The organism is Microvirga sp. HS2, from assembly GCF_055792805.1.
Genome location: NZ_JBVVAJ010000006.1, coordinates 197132 through 220360, shown reverse-complemented (window position 1 = coordinate 220360; position 23229 = coordinate 197132). Strand labels below are relative to the sequence as shown.

Below are 23229 nucleotides of genomic sequence, written 5' to 3'. Positions count from 1 at the left end.
GCGGTACTGACCGCTTCATTGCCGCTCAGCGGACCGCCAGGTCAACGCTGACGGTGATCACGATCACCAGAACGAGTGATCATGATCGTGTGGAACCACTGATCACCATCCCTGGAATGCGCACTTCCACTCGACCACGATCCGGTCCTTCCACTCTCATCGGCAGGATGAGAACGGCTCATGAGCTGAAGAGTTCTGGAGAACGACCGGAGGAGGAGCGGGCGGAGAGGGGTTGAGGTGGAACGCCGCACCCTGCAACAAGCCAATCAGGCGATCGTTTTACACTCATTCCTCCCGAGACCGCTCCTGTGACTAGCCCGCTTCACCCTGTGTGGAGCGGGCCTTTTCATCTTGGAGATCCAGGCTTCGGAAAGAGATGTATCGGCTCGGTGGAGGGGGAGGATCCCTGCGTCCCGGGGGGCGCGGCTCATTCCCCTCATGGCCGATATCCGCTAAGCTCGCCGTCCGCTGATGGTCTTCAGCGGCAGCCAGACAGGCGAGTTTTGGACATGAACTGGGATCTTGATCTGCTGATGCTCGATGGAGCGCTCGGCGGCACATTGGTTGGCAGCCTTTTCGAACTGGGAGAGGCTTATCTTGACCTTCCGAGTGGGGTCGAGCCGCCTGCTCATTTCATGGCGGAGATCGCCGTGGTCAGCATTGCCGGCGCCGTTCTGTGCGCTCTCGTGGCTGTCTGCATGAAACGCCTGAAGCCGGGATCGTGACCAGGCGCGGCGTTGCCGGTTTTATGGATCCGGCGCAGGTAAGCCTTGGGGCGGGCTGTCCCCGCGTTTCCTCCCGATCTTTGCCGTTCATTCCCTAAAGCGCCGAACCTGAATTTTGGGGGTTGCGCCGAAGGGCTAAAATAGCTAGAGGATCCAAGCCGTTCGGCAGTCGGAGCGTAGCGCAGCCCGGTTAGCGCACTAGTCTGGGGGACTAGGGGTCGGAGGTTCAAATCCTCTCGCTCCGACCATTTATTTCAAAGGCTTAGGGCACTTTTGCTTCCGAGACGGTAGTGCTCCGGAAGCATATCGGAAGCACGAAGAGGGGGGTGCCTCCTCGATGCCGCCATCGAACCTGTAGCAGGCATCTCAGGCGATGCCCTAAAATCCTTCGGCATTCCAACGCTCCTCTCGCGCTGTGCCAATAGCGCCAAAAAACCTCCCGGCTTTTCCTGCACCGTTAGGCTACGGCACGCAGACGATGCTCCTCGCCAGAGGCCCCTACGCACAATTGCTTCCGGCAGCCCTTACCGACACGCTTGTTCTACTGATTTTACGTTCGCTCTGGGTTATCGCGGCCGTGAGAAGCTTTTTGCATCTCTCGACAGCGATTGCGGAGGACGAAGCTCGGGCACGTGACAGGCCAGCTGAGAATGCCGCCGTAAACGAACTTGACGACTACAAGATGCCACCTGGCTATGGCTCAAGGATCGAGATGCCGCACTGACTGCACTTTTTTCCGTGTTTGGACGGGAGGCTGAAACTTAGGGGAGGAAAGAGTCTGACAGAGCAGGGCTTCGCAGGCCTTGCGAAGAGCTCAATGGATTTGTTTAGGCGAGCCGCAGCTACGGCACTGATTGAGTAGGCGTTCCAGCCGCTCCTAACGCCTCAGTCAGCCTCGCAAGAATGAGCGCCTCGTCCCGGACCGCAGACGGCGCTTTCATCGGGGCTCTATCCCAAACTGCATAAGCCAATGCAACGCGCTCGGCAGCCAAGATATAGAGGTTGGGGATCTCGCACTCGCCCCACTCGAACGCCTGATACTTCCGAGTATTCAGTTCAAGAAGATTGGCCATCGCGCTCTGTGAGAAACTGAGGCCCATTCGGATTTCAATCAGCTTGTTGGCTCGGTCCAAGTCGTTCATCTTCGCCCCCGAAGTCAGTCAGGGCGATAGGATGCCTCGGAGACTGCCGTGTCATTAGACCAAATGGTCTAGTGAGGGGGCAGATTGCACTCGTGGTTAATAGCAGGGGATTGTGCTGCTATGCCCGGTTGGGCTGCTCGTCGAGCGCATTGCGGATCGTTTGGATCACGTCGGCCATCCGGTAAGGCTTCGGTATGTAGCGAGCCGCGGGAGCCGCTCCGCTGAAGCCAGCCGGCAGCTTGCCTGAGACGACGATCACCACAATGTCCGGGTACATCGTCTTGGCCGCATGGGCCAGATCCAAGCCGTTCAATCGGCCGGGCATGTCAACGTCTGTAAAGAGTGCACTCACATCGCCCCGAGCAGTCAGAACGGTCAGAGCAAAATCAGCCGTCGAAGCCTCGATGACCTCGAAACCTTCGTCCTCGAACACGTCGGCTGCGAGAGCGCGCACGAGCGGCTCATCCTCAACGACGAGGACGACAGGAGGAGCGGCCACGATACCCGGATCCGACATAGGCGCGGACAATAGGATGATAGTCATAAGCCGTCAAAGCATAACTTTGGAGGCAGACCTTCTTGCCGGATGGCCTCTCTCGGAGTGGATCAGTCCTTCTGACGCAGCATGGACGACAGGGATGGCACCGGGAGGAAAGCAGGCCACTTCGACATAAGGACCGCGCAGTCGTGCCCGGAGACGACTTCACTCAGACTTCTTGGGATCCGAGGATTGTTTCAACTGTGCGGCCAGATTTCGGAGAATCCGCCTGATATGCTCTTTGACGCGCTGGCGTTCGCTGTGGGCGTCGGGCTGTTGAGGACGGTCGCCGTCCTGCACCATGAATGATAACTCCGGTCCCGGACTATCCGTGACAACCAGCGTATTTAACTCCAGGCGATGATTGCAATATGTACCAGTGCAAAGAGCACTATGCGCAGTTCTTCGGAGGAACATATCAACCGCCGGCGCGACTTGCTGGTTGATATTTCATCGTCCAGTTAACGTCCGGGATAAAGTTGCAGAATTTTTTCTGTCTTGAAGAGAACTAACTTATGTTTATCCATTTGGGTCGCCCGGATTTCCACTTTAGCTCCTGTTGTCCTCCAGAGTGACCTCCCGCTTCTATTTCAATCTTAGCAATGGAATGGACATGATCCGCGACGAGGAGGGGGTTCTTGTCACGGATCTTCAGGCTGCCGTGATCTACGCGATGGAAGTCATTCAGGAACTGCAAGCAGAAGACCCGATTTCGGCGGCTGAGTGGCAGGGTTGGAGGCTCGACATCACGGACGACGCCGGGGGCGTCATTGAGAGCCTCCCGCTCAACGATCCGTACTCGGAGAGTTCCTCTCGGCATTAGCACCGATCCTCGGGCGTAGCACACTCTTCAGCCCACGAACTGACAGCCTGTGCGGCTAATCCGTTCGCGTCTGCCCAGCCCTTTGCGCATCCCACGCTGAGAGCAGCCACGGCACCTGTGATGCGGATAACGGCCTGGAATAGAGATAACCCTGCGCGTGGTCGCAGCCCAACTCCCGAAGGCGCTGTGCCTGCCCCCAAGTCTCGACGCCCTCCGCAGTCATCTGGATGTTCAACTTCCGGCACAGTCCAATGACCGCCTCGACGATAGCGTCATCTCCGATGTTGTGTTCCAGGCCTTTCACAAAACTCTGGTCGATTTTGACGTGATCGACCGGGAACTGCTTGAGGTGCGTCAGCGAAGCATAGCCGGTTCCAAAGTCGTCGAGAGCAATTCGGACGCCTCGCCGATGCAACTGTGCCAGGATGGCAGAGGCATGCTCCGAGCCTTTGCCGAGGAAGACCGTTTCGGTGACTTCAACCTCGAAGTGCTTGGATGGGACGGATGCGCGTTCCAGGAGCACGAGGAGTTCGTCGGCGAGCCTCGGCTCATCGAAGGCCGACGCCGACAGGTTGATCGCCACACGTCCAAAGGTGAGGCCGGACTCAAGCCAAACGCGCATGTCGGAAACAGCTTTGATGCCGATCTGCCTACCAATGGCGCGCGCCAATTCAGGATCATGAAAGGCCGCTCCGAAGACGTCCGGCGACAGAAATCCCTTGCTGGGATGGTGCCAGCGGGCGAGCGCCTCAAATCCCACAATCTTGCCGGTCGCAAGGCACACCTTCGGCTGATAATAGGGGACGAACTGACCGCTTGAGACCGCTTCGTGAACCTCCCGCCCGAGTGCAACCCGCTGCTCTCTGGCGAGGCGCAGCTTGGACGAATACGTGACGACGCGCTCTCGCCCATGCGCCTTGGCGTACCGGAGCGCGAAGTCTGCATCATTCATCAACTCGGTCGGTGTGGACGCATGGTCGGGGAAAGCAGCCACACCGATGCTCGCTCTGCCAGTGAGCCGCCGTCCGGCATGGGTGAAGGGGCGGCGCAGTGTCTCGATCACGCGATCCGCGAAACGGGTTGCGTGATCCAGGGTCAGCGGCTCAACAACCATGATCGTGAACTGATCGCCGCCGACGCGGGCCACGGTGTCGCAATCCCGGATCATGCCTAAGAGCCTCACGGCCGTTTCCTTCAGCAGGGCATCGCCTGCCTCATGACCGAGGGTGTCGTTGACCTCCTGGAATTGGGCCAGATCAACCAGCAGCAGGCTGACGCTGGTGCCATTCTGTCGGGCCTCTCTGAGAGCCTGCTCCAGTCGGCGTTGGAACAGGACCCGGTTCGGTAAGCCCGTGAGAGGGTCATGATTGGAGGAGCGCCATGCCTCTTCCTCGGCCATCTTGCGGTCGGTGATGTCGAATGTGATGCCGATCAGATGATCAGGACCAGCCCGTTCCGCTCGTGCGCCCAACCACATCATCCGTCCGCTAGACGGGATGTACCGGAACTCCGCCGTCTCAGGGGCCTGACGATCAGTTCGCCGGATGAACGACTCGGCCTGTGCACGATCCTCGGGGTGAACCCTCCGGAGAAACTCCGAGAGCGGACCGGATCCGACACCAAGCAACTCAAGAGCGTTGGCCGAGCGGGTCACATACTCCGTCGCCAGATCGCGCTCCCAAGCCACCATGCGGCCTGCCCGGAGGGCCAGCTTCAGCCGCATTTCGCCGGCCCGCAGTGCATTCTCCAACTGCATGCGGTCGGTTACGTCCTGAATGGTTCCGATCTTGCGGACCGGTCGCCTCTCCTCGTCGAGGAGTGTCCGGCCACTTGTGGCAACCCAGCGTTCCTGGCCGTCGTCAGCACGGATGATGCGGTACGTGCCGCCATAGCTCGGCCCGCTGGCGGGCCAGTCGGCGAAGAACTTGCTCTCCACGTCGCGCCGATCATCCGGGTGGACGCAATTTAGAAAACTCTCGCGCGTGATCGGAGCATCGGCCGCGATGCCGAGGATGCGTCGGGCCTCGGCTGTCCATTGCCGGTGCCCGGTGACAAGATCGACATCCCAAATTCCCATGGCTGTCGTTTCGAGGGCAAGCCGCAGGCGCTCCTCACTGGTCCGAAGCGTCTCTTCTGCCTGCTTGCGCTCGTGAATGTCGGAGATTGCTCCAACCCATTCCTCGATCGTGCCCTCTTCGTTCTTGAGGGGCACACCGCGATCCGCCACCCATCGGTACTCGCCGCTGACATGCCGGATGCGGAACTCGCAGCTATGGGGCTCACCGGACCGCAACGCGTTGGTCCAAGCAGCAGATACACGCTCGCGGTCATCAGGGTGAACTGTGCCGAACCACCAATCCGGCTGGTTCTTCTCAACGGCGACACCGCAAAACGCATCCCACCCTTCACCTTCGAGAGAAGAGCCGTCCGGGGTGACGCGCCAGAGGATGGCGGCATTCGCCTCCGCGATTGCACGGTGCTGCCGCCGCGTTCTGTCGTCTTCTTGCGGCGGTTCCTGGTGTGCCGTCACATCGCGCGAGACGGACAGCAGGCGCTCTGTCCGCGCAGCCCTGGTCCGCATCAGCGTGACAATTACATCCCACCGCTTGAGCGCGCCACTGGCCGTCGCGCGCTCCCCCTGGAAGCGTCCGAACTTCCCAGCTTTTGCGTTCTGGACGGCAGCCTGTGCCGCTTCCTGGTCCTGGTCTGCCCAACATTGGACCCAGGAGCGCCCCGCAAGAGAGCAAACATCGCTGATCCCCATGACGCGAAGGCCGCCTCCGTTCATCAGGAGCAGGCGGGCATCCAAGTCGAGCACCTCGATGCAATCGATGCTGGTGTCGAAAATTCCGATCAGAAAATCTTCGGCGGTCACGATGTGTCTTTGTTGCTGCCTAGCTCTGTTGGTTGGGATATCCGCGCCCAGGCAGCTAGCCTCGCGCCTGCCGCCACGTTCTGGATGCTATGATCATGCGCACCAGAGGCAAGACCGTGAGTCCTGCCAATGAGCCTGCCACCGTCGCAATGAGAAGAATCGTCACAGGGGTTCTTTCAAGTCGATGCTGTTGCTTGGATCAAGAACGGAACAGGCATCAGCTCAGAAAGCTGTATCCCACGTGCCGCTGCGCCTGGATCGGATCGTAGCCGAGGCGGTGGCGCAGTTTCTTGCGCAACTTGCTGATATGCCCCTCGACTACGGTTTCCTCCAGTTCGTCGGAGGCATCGTAGATCGTGCGGTAAATCTGGCCCTTTTGGACCCAGCGGCCGCGATGCCGCACCAGATGCTCAAGGATGTCTCGCTCCCGGCGGGGCAGGGGCAGGCTGATGCCATCGATCTCGGGGTCTCGTCCATCAAAGTAGACTTTGAGACGCTCCGATCCGGTCTCCGTCGCCTGGTCGCCATTGATACGACGCCAGATGGCTTCCGAGCGAGCGAGGATCTCGCGGACATGAATGGGCTGGCGCACCACGTCATCAAACTGGGCTGAGAACAGGTGGAGGGTCTGCTCCAGAGAGCGCGCCTCGCACAGGGCAATGACCGGTGCCGGAGAGCGTCGGCGGATCGTGGCCGCCATGGCGGTCCGTTCCTCGCACTCGCCGAGCAGAAAGCCCCGGACGTTGGCCAGGACGCCGCTGGCGCTCGTCTCGATCCAGCGGTGAAACTCCCAGGAGGGCAATCCCAAGGCTGAGACGCCTTCCTGGTCAAAACTCGTGACGTATCCGGCCGTGATCGTCTGCCGCTCATCGACAACAATATGCATGGTTCTGTGCCCCCACAGACGCTTCCGAAGATCACAGGACCGCTTTGCCGAACAACAACTCCAAGTGTAGTTCGGCAAAGTGCTTAGGCACAGGAGTACGCTATGCAGTTGAAGCCTTTTACAAAGCCTCTTTCAACAGCGGTCCGGACATTCGCGAATCAAGCGATGCTATGACTTTTGTCCTTGTTAGGGCGTGACATGACGTTAGGTCCATTAGACCAGATGGCCTAGGGAATCCTAATCCCAGGCATGCCGAACGGCACTTGCAGGCTTCCGAAGCCTCACCACGGCGGGCAGCTCAAGCCTTCGGGGTCGGAGCCTGACACCTCCTGTTGCTAGATCTCCTCCCGTAGCCGCTCAGGGGCTGTCTCCAACCTGTTTTCGGGCAAGAGGGGCAGGTCTCGACGGCGAGGTCGTGGCAGCCCAGCGGTAGGCTGCGCCGGGGCGGCAGGCCTATCTCCCGGTCGATGTTTCATCATGCCCTGTGGCCAGGGAGGCTCAACGACGTGGTTTGGCCGAGGTATCATAGTTGTAGACGAAGTTGGCGTGGGTGGGTGTCCAAGGCGGCGTCGAGAGACGGGTTAAGAGTTCGCTCAATGCAAAGGGAACTGTTTCGGAGCGAAATCTATTTTCAGCGCGACGGCGCTTCACTGGCTGTCTTCACCATGGTGTCCTCTGGGGCTAGCCATCCCTCATGGATTTTCTTTCTGCCAAATCCCCCATTCTCTAGTAGATGAAGGCTCGCCGAGTCTGGCTAGGTGTGTAGCCGTACCGATTTGCGTTTAGATTTGATTTACTAAGGCGGTCTTCTACCAAATTTGGATTAGGAACCAATTTCGTTTGCCTGCGTCTTCAGGAATATAGGCTGATCTTCTTCAGCCTACTCTCACAAACCATGAGTTTTGTAGGTGAACTCCATGAAGCGTTCGCACGCCCTCACTTTGTCTGGCGCTGTCCTCTTCCTTGCTTTCTCGACGCCATCCTATGCCCAAGTCGTCAGAACTGCTCAGCAGTGCGTCCCGGCTGTCGCGGACGCTTCCATGTACCACAGCTGCCGTCTTCGGGTTGTTGCGGGTCAGGAAGTCTGCCGTTGCGCAATTCGACCTCAGGCGCTCCGCAGACTAGATCGCATACAAAACCAGGATCAGGATGCCACAATCACTGGATCGATCGGCAGCCGCCCTGCTTCCGGTCCGGGCCTCTCCAGTCCAGCCCGTGGGGCGACGGGTGTTATTAGCGGCGGCAACCGTGCTCCTGGAAGTGCCGGTGCTGTCGGCGGTGTCGGCAATTCCGGCACGGTGGGCTCGGGACCAGGCCCGAGCAGCGGCGGAGCCGTTGCTGACAACGGCGGCGCTGGGGCAGGGGGGCGCGGAAGTGCTGGCAGTGCAGGAAATGCCGGTGGCTCGCCCGATGGCGGCTCTACCAGTGGCACTGGCGGCAATTCTGGGCCTGGAAACGGTAACGCAGGAGGCCACGGCAACAACGGCCACGGTAATGACCCCGATGGGAATGATTCGTCCAATCCCGGTGGCTCGAACAATGGTGACGGCACCGATGCAGATGGTCCCGCCGGCAATGGCGGTGGCCGGGGAGGCGACGGCGGCCACGGGAATGGCAATGGCGGCGGCCGAGGTGGTGAAGGTGGCCGGCGCTAACAGTGTAAGGAAAGCCTAATCGAAGGGCCCCTAGCTAAGTTCGAGCTAGGGGCTTCTCCGGTTGCCTCGCTCGCCGCACTCTCCCATCCAGAGCACGGGGAGAGGTGAGGTATGGCCGAGCGCCATGAGCGGGGTAGGAAGGGTGCAGGGGCGGTTGGTCGTACCAAGCAGCTTCGGGGCCAGTCTCTTTGGGACAGTCTCTAACGTGACGCTTGAGATCACCTAAAACTGGCGGAACTGGAGCTTGCCGCGCCGCGCGCGTGAGGCGATTTGGGTTCCAGGGGAGACCCCGGCCACCGGGAGATCCACTGTCGGCTCATTCGTTCTCTCACCGGACGCCGAAACCCACGCGTGCCCGGACTGATAAGAGAAGAACGCGTGTCCTGTTTGATGAGACGGCAGAATCGATGTGGTGAGATTGTCCAGTACGTAGTCACCCTTGTCGGTGCGAGCCATCAGAACTGCATGCGCTACACCCTGCGCGGTTGCGCCTACGGCGATGGAGAGAGATGCAGCTGGCCAGCCGCGCTCTAACAGGAGCTTGCGCTTGAGGAGGGCGAAGTCTTCACAATCCCCTTTGCCGCTGCTGGGGAGTGCCCACACATCCTCGCGCCCATACTGCTCCATGTCTGAGACTTCAGTAATGGTGCTATTAACATAGTGGTTGACCTGCTGCAGCTGCGCCATCCGCTGAGGAGTCAGTGCGATGGATGCCGCAGGCCGTGCTGCAACGGGTGCAGAGGAAAGCCCAGCAATGAGTGCCAGCAGAATACTGCCTACAGCATGAGACAAGCGGATCATTGATAAGCCCCCAAAATATCTTCGCTGCGCCGGAACCCAAACCACCGGCCGCCGTTGACTTCATTCCTCTTAAAAAGTGATTCTAAGCCTAGAATAAGGCAGCTTATCCACGCGCACGGCGCGTTAGGAGACGCCCGTCCTGCTTCCGCCATTGTGCTGGAGTAAATCTTCAGCAGGCGTCCAACAGCTTCCTTTCAAACCGTCACGATGGGTTAATTGGCCCATGTCCAGCTAGCGCCACGCAACCCGGGTCGCACCATCTCAGAGCTATGGTCCTCCTTCGCCTCTTGCCCTTTCTCCGAGGAGCGGAAGTTGACTACGGAGAACGGTATACCTTCGCGCAGCTCGTGCTCCTGCACCTGCTTGTCGCGCCACTCGTCAGGCTGGCGGTTCTTGAGGCAGTTCAGCGCCGCGCCGGTCTTCTCGGAAATCGTCAGTGGCTGAGCGATGCCTTCCGCGTAGGAAGGTGGTCGAGAGGGGGAGGGTGATAGCCTTTTCGTGAGCGACGCGTCTCTCAAACAGCGCCCGCCTTCTGCGCCATAAAGCGGCTTTGCTAGTCAGATCTTAATCCTATAGAGGCATGGTTCTGTAGCGTCAGGCACGCTGGGCGGTCATGGTTCGGGCGCGGGGTCCACAGGCGCGCGAAGGCTGTCCATGGTAGACACGACGAGAACATTCAGCCTGCCGAAATGGCGGTTCACGCGCTGGTTGGCCGATCCCGGCAAGGACGTTCCGACCGAAATCCGCCATGCGCTGATCTCGAACCTCTTCGGGACCCTGCCCATCTTCATCGGGGGCGTGGCCAACACGATCCTGGTGTCGGCCGTCATCGCCGTGCGCAAGCCCGAGCCCCTGTTCCTGGCGTGGCTCTTCCTCGAGGTTCTGCTGGGCCTCGTGCGAACCTGCTTGATCCTGATCGCCTATCGGGCCGCAACGCGGCGACAGGAGACGCCCACAGATCTGTATCTCGTTCTCGCGCTCGTCTGGGCCTTCGGCGTCGGGGTTGGAGCCTTCATCAGCCTGCTGAGCGGCGATTGGATCGTGGCTGCCCTCGCGTGCCTCTCATCGGCTGCCATGATGGGCGGGATCTGCTTCAGGAATTTTGCCGCGCCCCGCCTGGCGACCGGCATGATCGTCCTGAGCTTCGGGCCCACCTGTCTCGGCGCGGTGATGTCCGGCGAGCCGATCATGCTGCTGACCGCCCTGCAAATACCGTTTTATCTCTACGCCATGAGCAAGGCTGTCTACCGGCTCAACGGGATGCTCGTCTCTACCATGCGGGCCGAGCGCGACAACGATCATTGGGCGCGGCACGATATGCTCACAGGGCTGTCCAATCGGCGTTCCCTGGTGGAACTCAACGAAACGCTGGCGCAGCAGGCCATCGTGCTCGTGCTGATGGATATCGATCATTTCAAGACCGTGAACGACACCTATGGCCACCAGGTCGGCGACGCCGTTCTTCAGGCCGTCGGGAAGATCATCGCCAGGCATCTGACGCCCTATGGTGCGGTCGGCCGCTTCGGGGGCGAGGAATTCGCGCTGATCTCGTCGACGGCCTCGGTCGAGGAGCTTCTTCCCGTGCTCGGCGAATTGTTGCTGATGATGGAGAGAACCCCCATCGTTGCCGCGAAGGCGACTGTTCGCCTGACGCTGTCCGTCGGCGTTGCTGTCCGCGAGTCCTTCGATCCGTTCGACCGGGCCTATTCGGAGGCCGACGAGGCGCTCTATCGCGCCAAACGGGCCGGCCGAAATCGCATTCAGGTGTTCGATCGGACCAAGGTCGCGGGCCGACGAGGCGAAGGAACCCGGGAGAGCGCCGCAATGCCTTCGTCGCAGAGCGGAAGGCGCGCAACCGGCGCCCTGGATCAGTTCAAGCTCGCAACACTCATGTCTCCCTGCTCGGACAGGCGCGGGCCGAACTGGGCCGTGCTGACCGTGGGGCGTCCGGTGATCAGTTCCGCGCAGCGGCTCCCGAGCATCATCGCCGGCGCGTTGGTGTTGCCCGCATTGATGTTCGGCATCGCCGAGAGATCGCAGACGCGCAGGTTCTCGACGCCGCGCACGCGCAGCCTTGAATCGAGCACCGCCATAGGATCGCTGGCTGCGCCCATTCGGCAGGTGCCGCTCGGATGATAGTTGGTCTTCACGAAGCGGCGGCAATGCTTCATGAGCGCTTCGTCGCTGAGGTCGTCGGGATCCGGGATCGCGATGCGCGCGATCCTTTCAGCGAGAGGGCTCGTCCGGAATGCCCGCAGGAAGAAGCGTTGCCCGTCGAGCATCGCGCGGGCATCCGCGGGGTCCTTGAGAAGATTGGGCGAGACGAGTGGCATGTCGTCAGGATCGGCGGAGCGGAGACGGACGAAGCCGCGGGATTTTGGCTTCACCACCACGGTGGTGATCGTCAGGCCGTAGGTGTCCTTGACGAGGGTGAGCGTGTCGCGGTCGAGATAGACGATCGGCACGCAGAAGGCCTGAATGGTCGGCTCGCCATCCGGATCGGTCGGGTTCACGAAGGCTCCGGCCTCCACGCCCGCGGAGAGGATCGGGCCGCTTCCGAACAGCCTGAAGTGAATTCCGTTGAGCAGCATCCGCCAGCCGACGCCCTGCTTGTAATAGCCGTAAGGGCCATTCGCCATCGCGATCATCGGAACCTCGGGATGGTCGATGAGGTTTTCGCCGATGCCCGGAAGATCGGCGATGCACGTGATCCCGTGCTCCTTCAGCCGGTCGGCCGGGCCGATCCCCGAGAGCATCAGCACCTGGGGCGTGATGAGCGCACCGGCAGCCATGATGATTTCGCCGTCCGCATGGACCTGATGATCCACCCCCTTCGCATCGCGATAGATCACGCCAGTGGCGCGGCCATTCTCGATGATGATCCTGCGCACGCGCGACTGCAGGCGGATCACGAGATTGGGGTTGTCGGCGAGGGGCGCGAGAAAGGCATAAGCGGCGCTGCTGCGTTTGCCGCGTCGGTTCATGAACTGATAGAATCCGACGCCGCGCTGCTTCGGTCCGTTGAAATCGGGATTGAACGGTTCGCCCAGCGCCTGCACGGCCTGCACGAACCAGCGCGACATGTCGTTGATGTGCCCGGGGTCGGAGACGAGCAGGGGGCCGTCCGCGCCGTGCAACTCGTTGAAGAACCTGTTGTTGCCCTCCATGGTGCGGAAGTGCGGCAGCACGTCGGCCCAGCTCCAGCCCGGATAATCGTTCTCGCTGCGCAGCATCTCGTGCCATTCGTCGTAGTCGGACGGTCTGCCGCGCATGTAGACCTGTGCGTTCACCGATGATCCGCCGCCGAGAACATTGGCCTGCGGAATGTCGTGCACGCGCCCGTCGAGATGCTCCTGCGGCACCGTGTGGTGATACCGCATGTACTTGCTGCCGTTGATCATCTTGAAGATCCCCGGAGGCATGTCCAGAAGCGGGTGCCGATGCGAATAGCCACCCTCCAGCAGCAGCACGCACGCGCCTTCGTTGACCAAGCGGGCCGCCGCCACCGAGCCCGACGAGCCGCCGCCGACGACGATATGGTCGAAACGCTCTCTCATGCCTGAACCCTTCTGCCACTCTCCTGAGACCGGTCGAGATATTTCCCGATCAGGCGGTCCAGCCGCCGTCGATGACGTGAAGTTGTCCCGTCGTGTAAGCCGAGGCATCGCTGGCGAGATACACGACGAGAGCCGCGATCTCCTCCGGCGTGCCGAGCCGTCCCATGGGCTGACGGGCGATGAAGGCGGCGCGCGCCTTCTCGTAATCGCCCTGCGCGCGCATGCGCTCGTGGAGCGACGGCGTCTCGACAGTGCCGGGACAGATGGCGTTGCATCGCACTCCCGCCGTGACGTAATCGGCGGCGATGGAGCGGGTGAGGCCTGCGACCGCCGCCTTCGTGGCGCAATAAGCGGCGCGGTTCGCGACGCCTTTGACGGCGCCCGCGACGGAACTCATGTTGATGATCGATCCGCCCCCTTGCTCCACCATCGCGGGAAGATAGGCGCGGATCATGCGGAACATGGCCGTGACGTTGAGGTCCATGGAGAAGGCCCAGGCCTCGTCATCGCATTCCAGCAGCGGGCCCTGATGCACGGTTCCGGCGCAGTTGAACAGAATCCCGATCGGACCCGTGCGCTCCCGAGCCGCTGCGATGGAGGCGGGATCGCGGACATCGAGAGGGAGCGGCGTGATGACGGAGCGCTCGTTGGCGAGGGACGCGAGCGCCTCCTCGTTGATGTCCGTCGCGAAGACCGTCGCGCCCGCGTCTGCGAGGGCACGCGCCGATGCGCGGCCGATGCCTTGCGCGGCCGCCGTGACCAGCGCGGTCTTTCCGGAGAGAAGAGTATCGGAGAAAGGGTTCATCGTGAGCATTCACCGGTGTGAGGTCAGGCTTTGATCCGCTCGAGCCCCTGCCAGTCGAACGCGATGCCGTGGCCGGGACGGTTCGGGGCGAGGGCGCAGCCGTCCTTAATCTGCAAAGGCTCGGCGATATACCGCTCGAGTCCGAAGCCATGGGCCTCGAGGTAGGAGCGGTTCGGGCAGGCGGCGAGGAGATGCACGGTCACGTCGTGCGCCCCGTGGCTCGTGACCGGCAGGTTGAAGGCCTCTGCCAGGTGGGCGATCTTCATGAAGGGCGTGACGCCGCCGCAATTGGTGACGTCCGGCTCCGGATAGGTCACGCCCCCGCCCGCGACATAGAGCTTGAACTCCCAGAGGCTGCGCAGGTTTTCGCCCGCCGCGACGGGCAGCCCGCCCTCGCGAACAATCCGGGCATGGCCTGCCGGGTCATCGGGAATGGTGGGCTCTTCGATCCAGGTCAGGTCGAATGGCCGCAGGGCGCGGGCGGCGCGAATTGCGCCGTCGACGCTCCACTTCATGTTGGCGTCGGCCATCAGGGGGAAACCGTCGCCGAGATGCTCGCGCATCGCCTTGACTCGCTCCACGTCCTCGAACAGATCGGCGCGGCCGACCTTCATCTTGATCGCGCGGAAGCCCTTTCCGAGGTTGTCGTCGGTCTGACGCAGCAGCTTGTCGAGAGGCAGGTCGAGATCAATGCCGCCCGCGTAGCAGGGCACCTTCGCGTCATAACCGCCGAGGGCTTTCCAGAGCGGAAGATCGGCGCGCTTGGCCTTGAGATCCCACAGGGCCATGTCGAAGGCGGAAATCGCGAGCACGGTCGGGCCGCCCCGCCCTCCGTAATGGAGCGCCCACCATGCCTTGTGCCAGAGCCGCTCGATCTCGTCGGCTTCCTCGCCATCCATGATCTCTGGGATTTCCCGCGCGAGGACCGCATCGATGGCGGCTCCATTGCGTCCAACGGTGAAGGTGTAGCCCACGCCCTCCGCGCCATCCGCGTCGCGGATGCGAACCGTGTTGAGCTCGAAAGCCCGCATCTCGCCATGCATGGAGTCGGTCAGAACGGTGGGGAGCGGAATGCGGTAGAAGCCGGGTTCGATGGAGGTAATCCGAGGCATGGGTCATCCCGTTCGTTGAAATGCGATATTGCGAAATCACGCCGTCTCTTCCGCCCGCACGCTCAGGCGCGCCTGAATGGCGACCACGAGCAGCAGGAACAGGCCCCGAATGACGGATTGCCAATAGGCGGAGAGGCTGATCCAGCCGAGGCCGTTCTCGAAGTTCAGGATGTTGAAAATCAGGCCGAGCAGCAGAACCCCGGCGAGCGTCGAGCCCACGGACCCGACGCCGCCTGTGAGGAGCGTTCCGCCGACGACCACGGCCGCGATGGCGAACAATTCCCAGCCGACGCCTTCGATGGGCTGACCCGCGCCGAACTGCGCCGCGAGGATCACGCCCGACAGACCGGCAAGCCCGCCGCTCGCAAGATAAACGGATGCTTTGACCCGGTCGGCGGACAGTCCCATGAGCCGCGCGGCCTCCTCGTTGCCGCCGATGGCCAGGACCGTGCGGCCGAAGGAGGTGAAGTTCAGAACGAGCGAGCCCAGGAGATAAGCGGCAAGAGCAATCCAGGCCGGAATGGGGAAGCCCAGGAAATCCCCCTGACCTAACTCGGTGAATCCGGATTCGTAGGACACGGAGACGGATTGATTGCCGGCCAGGAGCAACGCGCAGCCGCTCGCGGCGAGCATCGTCGCCAGGGTGGTGATGAAGGGCAGGATATTGAGCCGCGTGATGATGAACGCGTTGCACGCGCCGATCGCCAAACCGGCACCCAATCCGGCAAGGAGGCCGGGCACCGGGCCGTAGGGCGAGGCCAGCGCCGCCACGACGCTGCCGAGGGCCGCCGTCGATCCGACCGAGAGATCGATGCCCCCGGTAATGATGACAAAGCACATGCCTAAGGCGACCAGGGCGAACATGCTGTTGTACCGCAGGACCGAGAGCACGTTGTAGCTCCCGAGGAAGTTGTCGTAGCGCAGCCAGCCGAACACGATCAGGGCCACGAGCGCGAGCAGCACGCCGAAGCGCCCGATGGCCTGGAGGGTCTTGAGGCTCATGGTGCCGTTCATGATCGACCTCACCGCTGTCCCTGCCGCTGGAGCCAGACGGCCAGCACGATGATGGCGGCCTTCGCCACGAGGGCGGCCGCGTCCGGCACGCCGTTGGCGAGAAGGGTGTACCGAACGAGCTGGATGATCAGGGCGCCCACCAGCGTCCCGACCACCGTCGCGCGCCCGCCGGTCAGGAGCGTTCCGCCGACGGCCACCGCGGCGATGGCGTCGAGTTCCATGCCGAGGCCGACGAGATTGGCATCGGCGGCGGAGTTGCGGGCGATCACGATCAGGCCCGCGATGCCGGAAAGAAGGCCGCTGATGAGGTAGACGCGCTGCTTCACGGACGCCACGGGAATTCCCGCGAGGCGCGATGCGCGCTCATTGCCTCCGATGGCGAGAATCTGCCTGCCGAATACCGTGCGTCTGAGCATCCATGCGGCGGCCGCCACGATCACGACCATCAGGATGGCCTGAAACGGAATGCCGAGAATGCGTCCGAGGCCGATGAACTGGAACTCCGGCAGGTTGAACACCTGCAGATTGCCGTTGGTGAACACCTGAGCGATGCCGCGGCCCGCGATGAACAGGACGAGCGTGGCGATGATCGGCTGAATGCGCAGGTGCGTGATGAGCCAGCCGTTGAGCCAGCCGAGAACCGCCGTGACGAGGACCGGCAGGACGAAAGCGAGCGCGATTCCGACGGCCGGATGGGGCAGGGGAAAGAGCTTGCCGAGAAAGATCAGGGGCGCAAGGGCTCCTGCGATGGCCATGAGCGCGCCGACCGAGAGGTCGATGCCACCGGTCGCGATCACGAGCGTCATCCCGACGCCGACGATCACGATGGTGCAGACCTGGGTCAGGTTCACGTTGAGCGTCTGCCAGGTGGCGAAGTTCGGAGTGATCGCGAGATTGACCAGGATGAGCAGCGCCAGCGCGATCCACGATCCGTAACGGGTGAGGAAGGCCCTTGCGTCGAAGCGCGACGCATCCCGGGCGGGCGCGGGCGGAACGGTCGTCGCGGTGTCAGCCATGGGCGGCCTCCCGCCTGTCCGCGTCGCCATGAGCCATGGCGGCCATGACGGTCTGTTCGTTCACGGCGTCTCCTTCGAGTTCGGCCACCGTTCGTCCGTCGCGAAGAACGAAGATGCGGCTTGCCGCTTCCACCACCTCTTCCAACTCGGAGGAGATCATCAGAACACCGAGGCCCTGGCCCGCCAGCTCCCTGATCAGGTTGAGGATCTCGGCCTTCGCGCCGACATCGATGCCGCGCGTGGGCTCGTCGAGGATGAGGAGCTTCGGGTTCATGCAGAGCCAGCGGGCGAGGAGCACTTTCTGCTGGTTGCCGCCCGACAGCTCGCGAATGCGCTGCTCGGGCCCCGAGCAGCGGATGCCTAGCAGCTTGATGAAGCGATCGACGATGGTGCGGCTCCGCGCCTCGGCCACGATGCCGCGATGGGCGAGCTTCGGCATGAGAGCCAGCATCATATTCTCCCGCACCGTCATGTCCGGGATGATGCCTTCGAGCTTGCGGTCCTCGGAGCAGAAGCCCATTCCCGCCGCGATGGCGTCAGCAGGCTGGGCGATCGCGTGGTCTGAGCTTGAAAACCGGATCGATCCCGACTCGGGCCGGTCGGCGCCGAACACGGCCCGGACCGTCTCCGTCCGTCCGGCGCCGAGCAGGCCTGCGAGGCCGACGATTTCGCCGGGACGGACTTCAAAGCTGACGTCGCGGACTTTCCGCCCGACCGCAAGATTCTGGACCCTCAGGATGGGCTCGCGCGCGCCCTCCGTGTCCACGGGCCCGTGGCCCTCCTGCAGAACCTGCGTGAGCTCACGCCCGAGCATGGTGGTCACGAGATCGAGCCGGGACAGTGCCGTCATCGCGGCAACCTGAACCGTGCGTCCGTCGCGCATGATGGTCACGCGGTCGCAGACCGCATAGAGTTCGTCGAGCTTGTGGCTGACGAAAATGACGGACACGCCCGCGTCCTTGAGCTGGCGGATGACGCCGAAGAGGACGCCGACCTCGCGTTCGTCGAGGGAGGATGTCGGCTCGTCCATGATGACGAGCTTGGCATCGAACCCGATGGCGCGCGCAATCGCCACCATCTGCTGCACGGCGGTCGGATAGGCCATGAGGGGGCGATGGACATCGATGTCGATATTGAACCGCGCCAGGAGTCCGCGGGCCTCCGCATGCATCGCGGGCCAGTCGAGAAGACCGAAGCGGCGCTTCTCCCGGCCGAGACAGATGTTCTCCGTCACCGATCGGTAGGGCACGAGGTTGATCTCCTGGTAGATCGTGCTGATGCCGGCTCTCTGAGTCTCCTGCGGCGAGGTGAAGGCGACGGGTCTCCCGTCGAAGACGATCTCGCCGGCATCCTTGGTGTAGTAGCCGGTCAGGATCTTGATCAGGGTCGACTTGCCCGCGCCGTTCTGGCCGATGAGTGCATGAACCTCGCCTTTCTCCACGCTGAGCTCGGCGGCGCGCAAAGCCGGTATTCCGGCAAAGCGCTTGTCGATCCCGTGCATCGAAAGAAGCGGCGCCATGAGAGCTCCGTGACCCGTGATGTCCCTGACAAGAAAGGCGCTGCCCGCCGTGGCGGGCAGCGTCCCGCGATCAATAGGCGTCGGCGATGAGCTGCGCCGCGTTCGACTTGTCGAAGAAGCGGTCGGTGTTGATCACCCACGGTTCGATCTGTTCGCCCTTGGCGTAACGGTCGAGAGTCTCGAAGGCCTTCGGTCCGAACTTCGGATTGCACTCGACAGTGGCGAGCATCTTGCCGTCGATGATCGCCTGAAGCGCATCCCGCGTGCCGTCGACCGACACGACGATCACGTCCTTGCCGGGTGTCTTTCCAGCCGCTTCGAGCGCTGCGATCGCGCCGATGGCCATTTCGTCGTTGTGAGCATAGATCGCCGTTGCATCGGGATGCGCCTGCAGCAGGGTCTCGGCGACCTGGCGGCCCTTGTCGCGGGCGAAGTCGCCGGATTGCGAGGCCACGATCTGCATGCCCGGATGGGCCTTGATGTAATCCTCGAAGCCTTTGCGCCGGTCATTGGCAGGCGACGAGCCGGTGGTGCCTTCGAGCTGGATGATCTTGGCCTTGCCGTCCATCGCCTTGGTCAGGGCCTCGGCCGCGCGCTTCCCTTCGTCCACGAAATCGGAGCCGATGAAGGTCACGTAGTCGCGCCCTGCCTTGGCGAGGCTCTGGTCGACGTTGCGGTCGAGCAGGATCACCGGGATGCCGGCTTTCTTGGCCGCCATGACGGCGGGGATCAGCGGCTTCTCCTCGCGGGGTGCGAGGAAGATCAGGTCGACGCCCTGAGCAATCATCGAGTTGACGTCGGCCACCTGCTTGGCAGCAGAACCGGCCGCGTCCGTATAGACGAGCTGGTCGCCACGCTTGGCGGCTTCGGCCTTCATGCTTTCCGTCTGCGCGATGCGCCAGGGGTTGTTGGATTCGGTCTGCGCGAAGCCGACCTTGTAGTGATCCTTCTTCTTCAGCTTCGGCAGCTCCTGCGCCGATGCGCCGCCGAGCCCCAGCCCGATGGCAGCCACGCCCGTCGCGAGCGCCAGGAAAGTCCTTCTGAGCATCATGTTCCTCTCCATGAGTTCCGCCCCGTTGTCAGGGTTCTTCGGGTGTGTTGCCGCAGCCGTCATGGCTGCGGATCGTCACCAGCGGACATAAGTCGTCTGCTTCCGCAGGTATCCGTCGAAACCGTATTTGCCGTCCTCTCCGCCGAGGCCCGAATGTTTCCAGCCCGTGTGAAAACCCTGGACGAGTTCGCCGCACGGGCGGTTCACATAGAGTTCGCCGAAGGACAGTTCCCGCGACAGTCGCATGACCCGGCGCAGGTCGTTGGTGTAGACATAGGCCGACAGGCCGTAGCTCGTATCGTTGGCGAAGGTCAGAGCCTGCTCGAAACTGTCGACCGTCATCACGGGAGCGACGGGGCCGAAGATCTCACGCTGCATCACATTCGCCTGGTTGCTGTCGACCCGAAGGACCGTCGGCTCGAACCAGTGCCCGCGCGCGAATTCGCCTTCCTTCAGACGACGGCCGCCTGTGAGAACCTCGGCACCCGATGCGATGGCCTCGTTCACGATTTCCTCGACCTTGTCGACTTCCGGCCGGTTCACCTTCGGCCCCATGTCGGGATTGGTCATCGGATCGGCGAGCCGCATGGTCTTCACGCGCGATACGAACTTGTCGAGGAACGGTTCCGCGATGCTCCGGTGCAGATACATGCGCTCGTTGCAGGTGCAGATCTGCCCGCAATTCGTGAAGCGCGAGACGATGGCTGCCTCGACGGCGGAGTCGAGGTCCGCATCGTCGAGCACGATGAACGGAGCCTTGCCGCCGAGTTCGAGGCGGACGACCTTCAATTCATGGGCGCCTGCCGCGTAGATCTCGCGGCCTGCGCGGACGCTCCCGGTCATGGTGATCATGTCGCTCAGGGGCGACCGCACGAGGGCATCGCCCACGACGCGCCCGTCGCCGGTGACCACGTTGAGGACGCCCTTCGGAAAGCCGACTTCATGGGCGAGCCGGGCGATCTCCAGCGCGGACAGGGGCGTGGACTCGTGCCCCTTGACCACGATGGTGTTGCCGGCGACGAGAGCCGGACCGATCTTGCGGGCCGCGAGCGCCGCCGGGTAATTCCAGGCCGTGAGGCCCACCACGACGCCGAAGGGCACGCGGCGGATCCATACCTCCTCGTTCTGAAAATCCGAGGGCAGGATATCGCCTTCGATGCGTCGCGCGCTTTCGGCTGCAAAGGTCAGGAAGGTGATGACCGCGTCGATCTCTCCCTCTGCCTGATTGAGGGGCTTGCCCTGCTCCAGGACCACGGTGCGGGCGAGACGGTCCTTCTCGCGCCTGACGGCCGAGGCGAGGTCGGTGACGTAACCGGCACGAACGATAGGCGGCAGCGCGGCCCAGGCCGGCTGGGCGCGCTTGGCCGCTTCGAGAGCGGCGACCGCATCCTCGGCCGAGCCCGCGGGAACGGTGGCGAAGACGCTTTCATTGGCAGGGTTCTCGACCTCCGAACGGGCCGGGTTGCGTCCGTCCGTCCAGGCTCCGTCGATATACATCTGGTGATGCGTCACGGCCTCGGCACCAGCGCCGGCGATGGTCGCGGTCATTGCCGGACCTCTCCGAAGCGCGGGCGGGCGCCATAAGAGGGAAGGGGCGATAGCGTCGTGCCTGAGAATGGCGTCACTTGTGTTTCCTCCAAGCTGCTCATGACGCGCCCGGTCAAACCAAATGTCGTTTCACGATCTATTTTGGTATGACCGAAAGGAGAATGGATGATACGGTTTGGTGCTGTCAAGTGCGGTGACCCTGCTGTCCATGCGGGAGATCCGCTTTCATGGCCTCTCTTTTTCGTCCGGGAGAATAAGAATGACTCCGCCTGCTGTGGCTCATCAGTCTGGCATTTGGTCGGACCATATGATAAGCGAGAGCATGCTTGAGGGGACCGCCGCCGCGCTTTATGAGGGCGCGTTCCGCGGTTGGAGGCCAAAGGGGAGCGATGGATCAAAGCCAGGGTGTCGACCGCCGGGAAGCCGGGAGCGGGGCAGGACGACGATCCGACGCCGTCGCTGCCGATCTCGTGCGAATGATCCAATCCGGCAATCTCCAGGAAGGGGAGCGCCTTCCGGCCGAGCGCGACCTGATGCAGCGCTACGGGGTCAGCCGTTCGGCCGTGCGCGAGGCCATTCTCTCGCTTGCCAATCGTGGCCTTGTCGAAACGCGGCTCGGGCATCGGCCGATCGTCCGCAAGCCCGATTATGAGATCGCCATCGACAAGGTGGCGAGCCTCGTCGGCCACCTTGTCGCCGAACGTCAGGGCGTCTGGAACCTCTTCGACACGCGGATCTTCATCGAGACCTCGCTCGCCCGCTGGGCCGCGAAGCATGCGCGGCGCGACGATGTCGAGGAGCTGCGCGCGGCGCTCGACGCAAACCGCGAAGCCATCGGACATCCCATGGCCTTCGACGAAACCGACGCCGCTTTCCACGCAGTGCTCTACCGCATTCCCGGTAACCCGATCTATCCGGCCCTTCACAAGGCCTATGTGGAGTGGCTGACCCAGCATTGGCGTTCCATGAAGCGGGGGAGCGACGTCGATCAGATGAACTATGCAGGTCACAAGGCGGTCTTCGATGCCATCATGATGCGCGATCCGGACACCGCCGAGGAGGCCATGCGACGTCATCTCGTCGCCGCATGGGAATTCGTGCGCTCCACGTTTCCGGCCGAAAGCTAGCATCGCGCACCAATGAGCGGAGAGGCCATGGGCCTCCCCGCTTCCGGGGCGGTTCAATCGTAGAGGACCGCCGCGATCTTCGGATCGCTCATATTCGACTTGTCGTAGTAGTAGAAGCCGGTGTCGATCACCTTGTCGAGCTTCTCTCCCTTGAGGGCCTTCACGGCCGCCTCGACCGTCTTGTAGCCGATGCCGACCGGGTTCTGCGTGATGGCGCCGGCCATCACGCCATCCTGAATGGCCTGCTTCTGCTGCTTACCTGAATCGTAGCCGATGATGACGATCTTGCGGTTCATCTCCCTGGCGCCGTTGACGACACCGATCGCGGAGCCCTCGTTCGCACCGAAGATGCCCTTCAGCTTCGGATTGGCCTGGAGAATGGATTTCGTGATCTCCGTCGATTTCAGGTGATCGCCGGCGCCGTACTGGACGCTTACGATGTTGATCTTGGGGTACTTCTCCTTGACCCGGTTGACGAAGCCGTCGCGCCGGTCGATCCCCGTGCGACTCGTCTGATCGTGGACGACGAGTGCGATATCGCCTTCGCCCCCGATGAGCTCCGCCATCTTGTCGGCGGCCAGAGCCGCGGCGGCGATGTTGTTGGTCGCCGCCGTCGTGAGCGGAATATCGCTGTCGACGCCGGAGTCGAAGGCGATCACGGGAATCTTGGCGGCCTGTGCCTTGCGCAGCAGAGGAATGGCCGCCTGGCTGTCGAGGGCGGCGAAGCCGATGGCCTGCGGATTCTTGGCGAGCGCCGCCGACAGCATGTCGATCTGTTTGTCGACCATGGTTTCGCTGTCGGGCCCTTCGAAGGTGATCCGGACTTTGTAGTCCTTGGCCGCCTGTTCGGCCCCGGCCTTCACGGCCTGCCAGAACTGGTGCTGGAAGCCTTTCGAAATAAGCGGGATGTAGGTTTCCTGAGCCGTTGCCGGACTGGCGAGGCCGGCAAAAGCTGCGATGCCGATGGCACCGATCAGGGCGCGTCTGTTCAACATGGTTTCCTCCTGGACATCGTGGGTTCTTGGGTCCGGCGTT

At 62.5% G+C, this 23229-nt stretch carries 20 protein-coding genes, 1 tRNA gene and 1 pseudogene; 6 read left to right on the top strand and 16 right to left on the bottom strand.

Annotated features, from left to right (window positions below; all coding sequences use genetic code 11):
- Nucleotides 1–509: 509 nt before the first annotated feature.
- The gene (locus ACS5Q0_RS08345; RefSeq protein WP_473126148.1) at nucleotides 510–725 is read left to right on the top strand and encodes a hypothetical protein; all 216 of its coding nucleotides are present in this window, start codon (nucleotides 510–512) and stop codon (nucleotides 723–725) included.
- Between the two features lie 170 nt (nucleotides 726–895).
- Nucleotides 896–973: transfer RNA gene (locus tag ACS5Q0_RS08340), tRNA-Pro, on the top strand.
- Nucleotides 974–1567: 594 nt separating this feature from the next.
- On the opposite strand, the gene ACS5Q0_RS08335 is transcribed toward ACS5Q0_RS08340, so the two are convergent.
- From ACS5Q0_RS08335 to ACS5Q0_RS08325, 3 genes are all read right to left on the bottom strand, one after another.
- The gene (locus tag ACS5Q0_RS08335; RefSeq protein ID WP_473126147.1) at nucleotides 1568–1867 is read right to left on the bottom strand and encodes a transcriptional regulator; all 300 of its coding nucleotides are present in this window, start codon (nucleotides 1865–1867) and stop codon (nucleotides 1568–1570) included.
- 118 nt (nucleotides 1868–1985) lie between these two features.
- Nucleotides 1986–2366 carry a response regulator gene (locus ACS5Q0_RS08330; protein WP_473126146.1) on the bottom strand — a complete coding sequence of 127 codons (381 nt, stop codon included), beginning with the start codon at nucleotides 2364–2366 and terminating at the stop codon, nucleotides 1986–1988.
- A gap of 204 nt (nucleotides 2367–2570) precedes the next feature.
- A complete protein-coding gene (locus ACS5Q0_RS08325; RefSeq protein ID WP_473126145.1) occupies nucleotides 2571–2708 on the bottom strand; it encodes a hypothetical protein in 138 nt (45 codons plus the stop codon).
- Between the two features lie 268 nt (nucleotides 2709–2976).
- Here ACS5Q0_RS08325 and ACS5Q0_RS08320 point away from each other — a divergent pair, with 268 nt between their 5' ends.
- On the top strand, nucleotides 2977–3228 hold the full coding sequence (locus ACS5Q0_RS08320; RefSeq protein ID WP_473126144.1) for a DUF6894 family protein: 252 nt from the start codon (nucleotides 2977–2979) through the stop codon (nucleotides 3226–3228).
- 55 nt (nucleotides 3229–3283) lie between these two features.
- On the opposite strand, the gene ACS5Q0_RS08315 is transcribed toward ACS5Q0_RS08320, so the two are convergent.
- Together ACS5Q0_RS08315 and ACS5Q0_RS08310 are read right to left on the bottom strand one after the other, a co-directional pair.
- Entirely contained in the window at nucleotides 3284–6103 is a 2820-nt protein-coding gene (locus ACS5Q0_RS08315) for an EAL domain-containing protein (RefSeq protein ID WP_473126143.1), read from the bottom strand.
- Between the two features lie 217 nt (nucleotides 6104–6320).
- Nucleotides 6321–6989, bottom strand: coding sequence for a response regulator transcription factor (locus ACS5Q0_RS08310; protein WP_473126142.1), 669 nt, complete (start codon nucleotides 6987–6989; stop codon nucleotides 6321–6323).
- Nucleotides 6990–8237: 1248 nt separating this feature from the next.
- Here ACS5Q0_RS08310 and ACS5Q0_RS08305 point away from each other — a divergent pair.
- On the top strand, nucleotides 8238–8663 hold the full coding sequence (locus ACS5Q0_RS08305; protein ID WP_473126141.1) for a hypothetical protein: 426 nt from the start codon (nucleotides 8238–8240) through the stop codon (nucleotides 8661–8663).
- Nucleotides 8664–8866: 203 nt separating this feature from the next.
- Here the strand turns inward: ACS5Q0_RS08305 and ACS5Q0_RS08300 are convergent, their stop codons facing one another.
- Together ACS5Q0_RS08300 and ACS5Q0_RS08295 are read right to left on the bottom strand one after the other, a co-directional pair.
- Nucleotides 8867–9445 (bottom strand): transglutaminase-like cysteine peptidase, encoded by a 579-nt coding sequence (locus ACS5Q0_RS08300; protein WP_473126140.1) that lies wholly within the window; start codon nucleotides 9443–9445, stop codon nucleotides 8867–8869.
- A gap of 212 nt (nucleotides 9446–9657) precedes the next feature.
- The gene (locus ACS5Q0_RS08295) at nucleotides 9658–9963 is read right to left on the bottom strand and encodes a hypothetical protein (RefSeq protein ID WP_473126139.1); all 306 of its coding nucleotides are present in this window, start codon (nucleotides 9961–9963) and stop codon (nucleotides 9658–9660) included.
- A 136-nt stretch (nucleotides 9964–10099) separates the two neighbouring features.
- Here ACS5Q0_RS08295 and ACS5Q0_RS08290 point away from each other — a divergent pair.
- Nucleotides 10100–11203 (top strand): annotated as a pseudogene (locus ACS5Q0_RS08290) (GGDEF domain-containing protein); the annotation flags it as partial.
- 110 nt (nucleotides 11204–11313) lie between these two features.
- On the opposite strand, the gene ACS5Q0_RS08285 reads toward ACS5Q0_RS08290, so the two are convergent.
- The 8 genes from ACS5Q0_RS08285 to aldA form a co-directional block, all read right to left on the bottom strand.
- Nucleotides 11314–13002: a GMC family oxidoreductase gene (locus ACS5Q0_RS08285; RefSeq protein WP_473126138.1), complete on the bottom strand. Its 1689-nt coding sequence runs from the start codon at nucleotides 13000–13002 to the stop codon at nucleotides 11314–11316.
- A gap of 49 nt (nucleotides 13003–13051) precedes the next feature.
- A complete protein-coding gene (locus ACS5Q0_RS08280) occupies nucleotides 13052–13807 on the bottom strand; it encodes an SDR family oxidoreductase (protein WP_473126137.1) in 756 nt (251 codons plus the stop codon).
- Nucleotides 13808–13830: 23 nt separating this feature from the next.
- On the bottom strand, nucleotides 13831–14919 hold the full coding sequence (locus ACS5Q0_RS08275) for a mandelate racemase/muconate lactonizing enzyme family protein (RefSeq protein ID WP_473126136.1): 1089 nt from the start codon (nucleotides 14917–14919) through the stop codon (nucleotides 13831–13833).
- A 36-nt stretch (nucleotides 14920–14955) separates the two neighbouring features.
- Entirely contained in the window at nucleotides 14956–15933 is a 978-nt protein-coding gene (locus ACS5Q0_RS08270; protein WP_473126135.1) for an ABC transporter permease, read from the bottom strand.
- Nucleotides 15934–15941: 8 nt separating this feature from the next.
- Nucleotides 15942–16949 carry an ABC transporter permease gene (locus ACS5Q0_RS08265; RefSeq protein ID WP_473126134.1) on the bottom strand — a complete coding sequence of 336 codons (1008 nt, stop codon included), beginning with the start codon at nucleotides 16947–16949 and terminating at the stop codon, nucleotides 15942–15944.
- Nucleotides 16942–18468 (bottom strand): sugar ABC transporter ATP-binding protein, encoded by a 1527-nt coding sequence (locus ACS5Q0_RS08260; RefSeq protein WP_473126133.1) that lies wholly within the window; start codon nucleotides 18466–18468, stop codon nucleotides 16942–16944. Before ACS5Q0_RS08260 ends, ACS5Q0_RS08265 begins: the two co-directional genes overlap by 8 nt.
- A 70-nt stretch (nucleotides 18469–18538) precedes the next feature.
- On the bottom strand, nucleotides 18539–19519 hold the full coding sequence (locus tag ACS5Q0_RS08255; RefSeq protein WP_473126132.1) for an ABC transporter substrate-binding protein: 981 nt from the start codon (nucleotides 19517–19519) through the stop codon (nucleotides 18539–18541).
- A gap of 75 nt (nucleotides 19520–19594) precedes the next feature.
- Nucleotides 19595–21067: an aldehyde dehydrogenase gene (gene aldA, locus ACS5Q0_RS08250; RefSeq protein WP_473126131.1), complete on the bottom strand. Its 1473-nt coding sequence runs from the start codon at nucleotides 21065–21067 to the stop codon at nucleotides 19595–19597.
- A 389-nt stretch (nucleotides 21068–21456) separates the two neighbouring features.
- Here aldA and ACS5Q0_RS08245 point away from each other — a divergent pair, with 389 nt between their 5' ends.
- Nucleotides 21457–22194: an FCD domain-containing protein gene (locus ACS5Q0_RS08245; RefSeq protein ID WP_473126130.1), complete on the top strand. Its 738-nt coding sequence runs from the start codon at nucleotides 21457–21459 to the stop codon at nucleotides 22192–22194.
- Between the two features lie 53 nt (nucleotides 22195–22247).
- Here ACS5Q0_RS08245 and ACS5Q0_RS08240 read toward each other — a convergent pair whose 3' ends face one another.
- Nucleotides 22248–23189, bottom strand: a complete 942-nt coding sequence (locus ACS5Q0_RS08240; RefSeq protein ID WP_473126129.1) for a substrate-binding domain-containing protein — start codon at nucleotides 23187–23189, stop codon at nucleotides 22248–22250.
- Nucleotides 23190–23229: the final 40 nt, after the last annotated feature.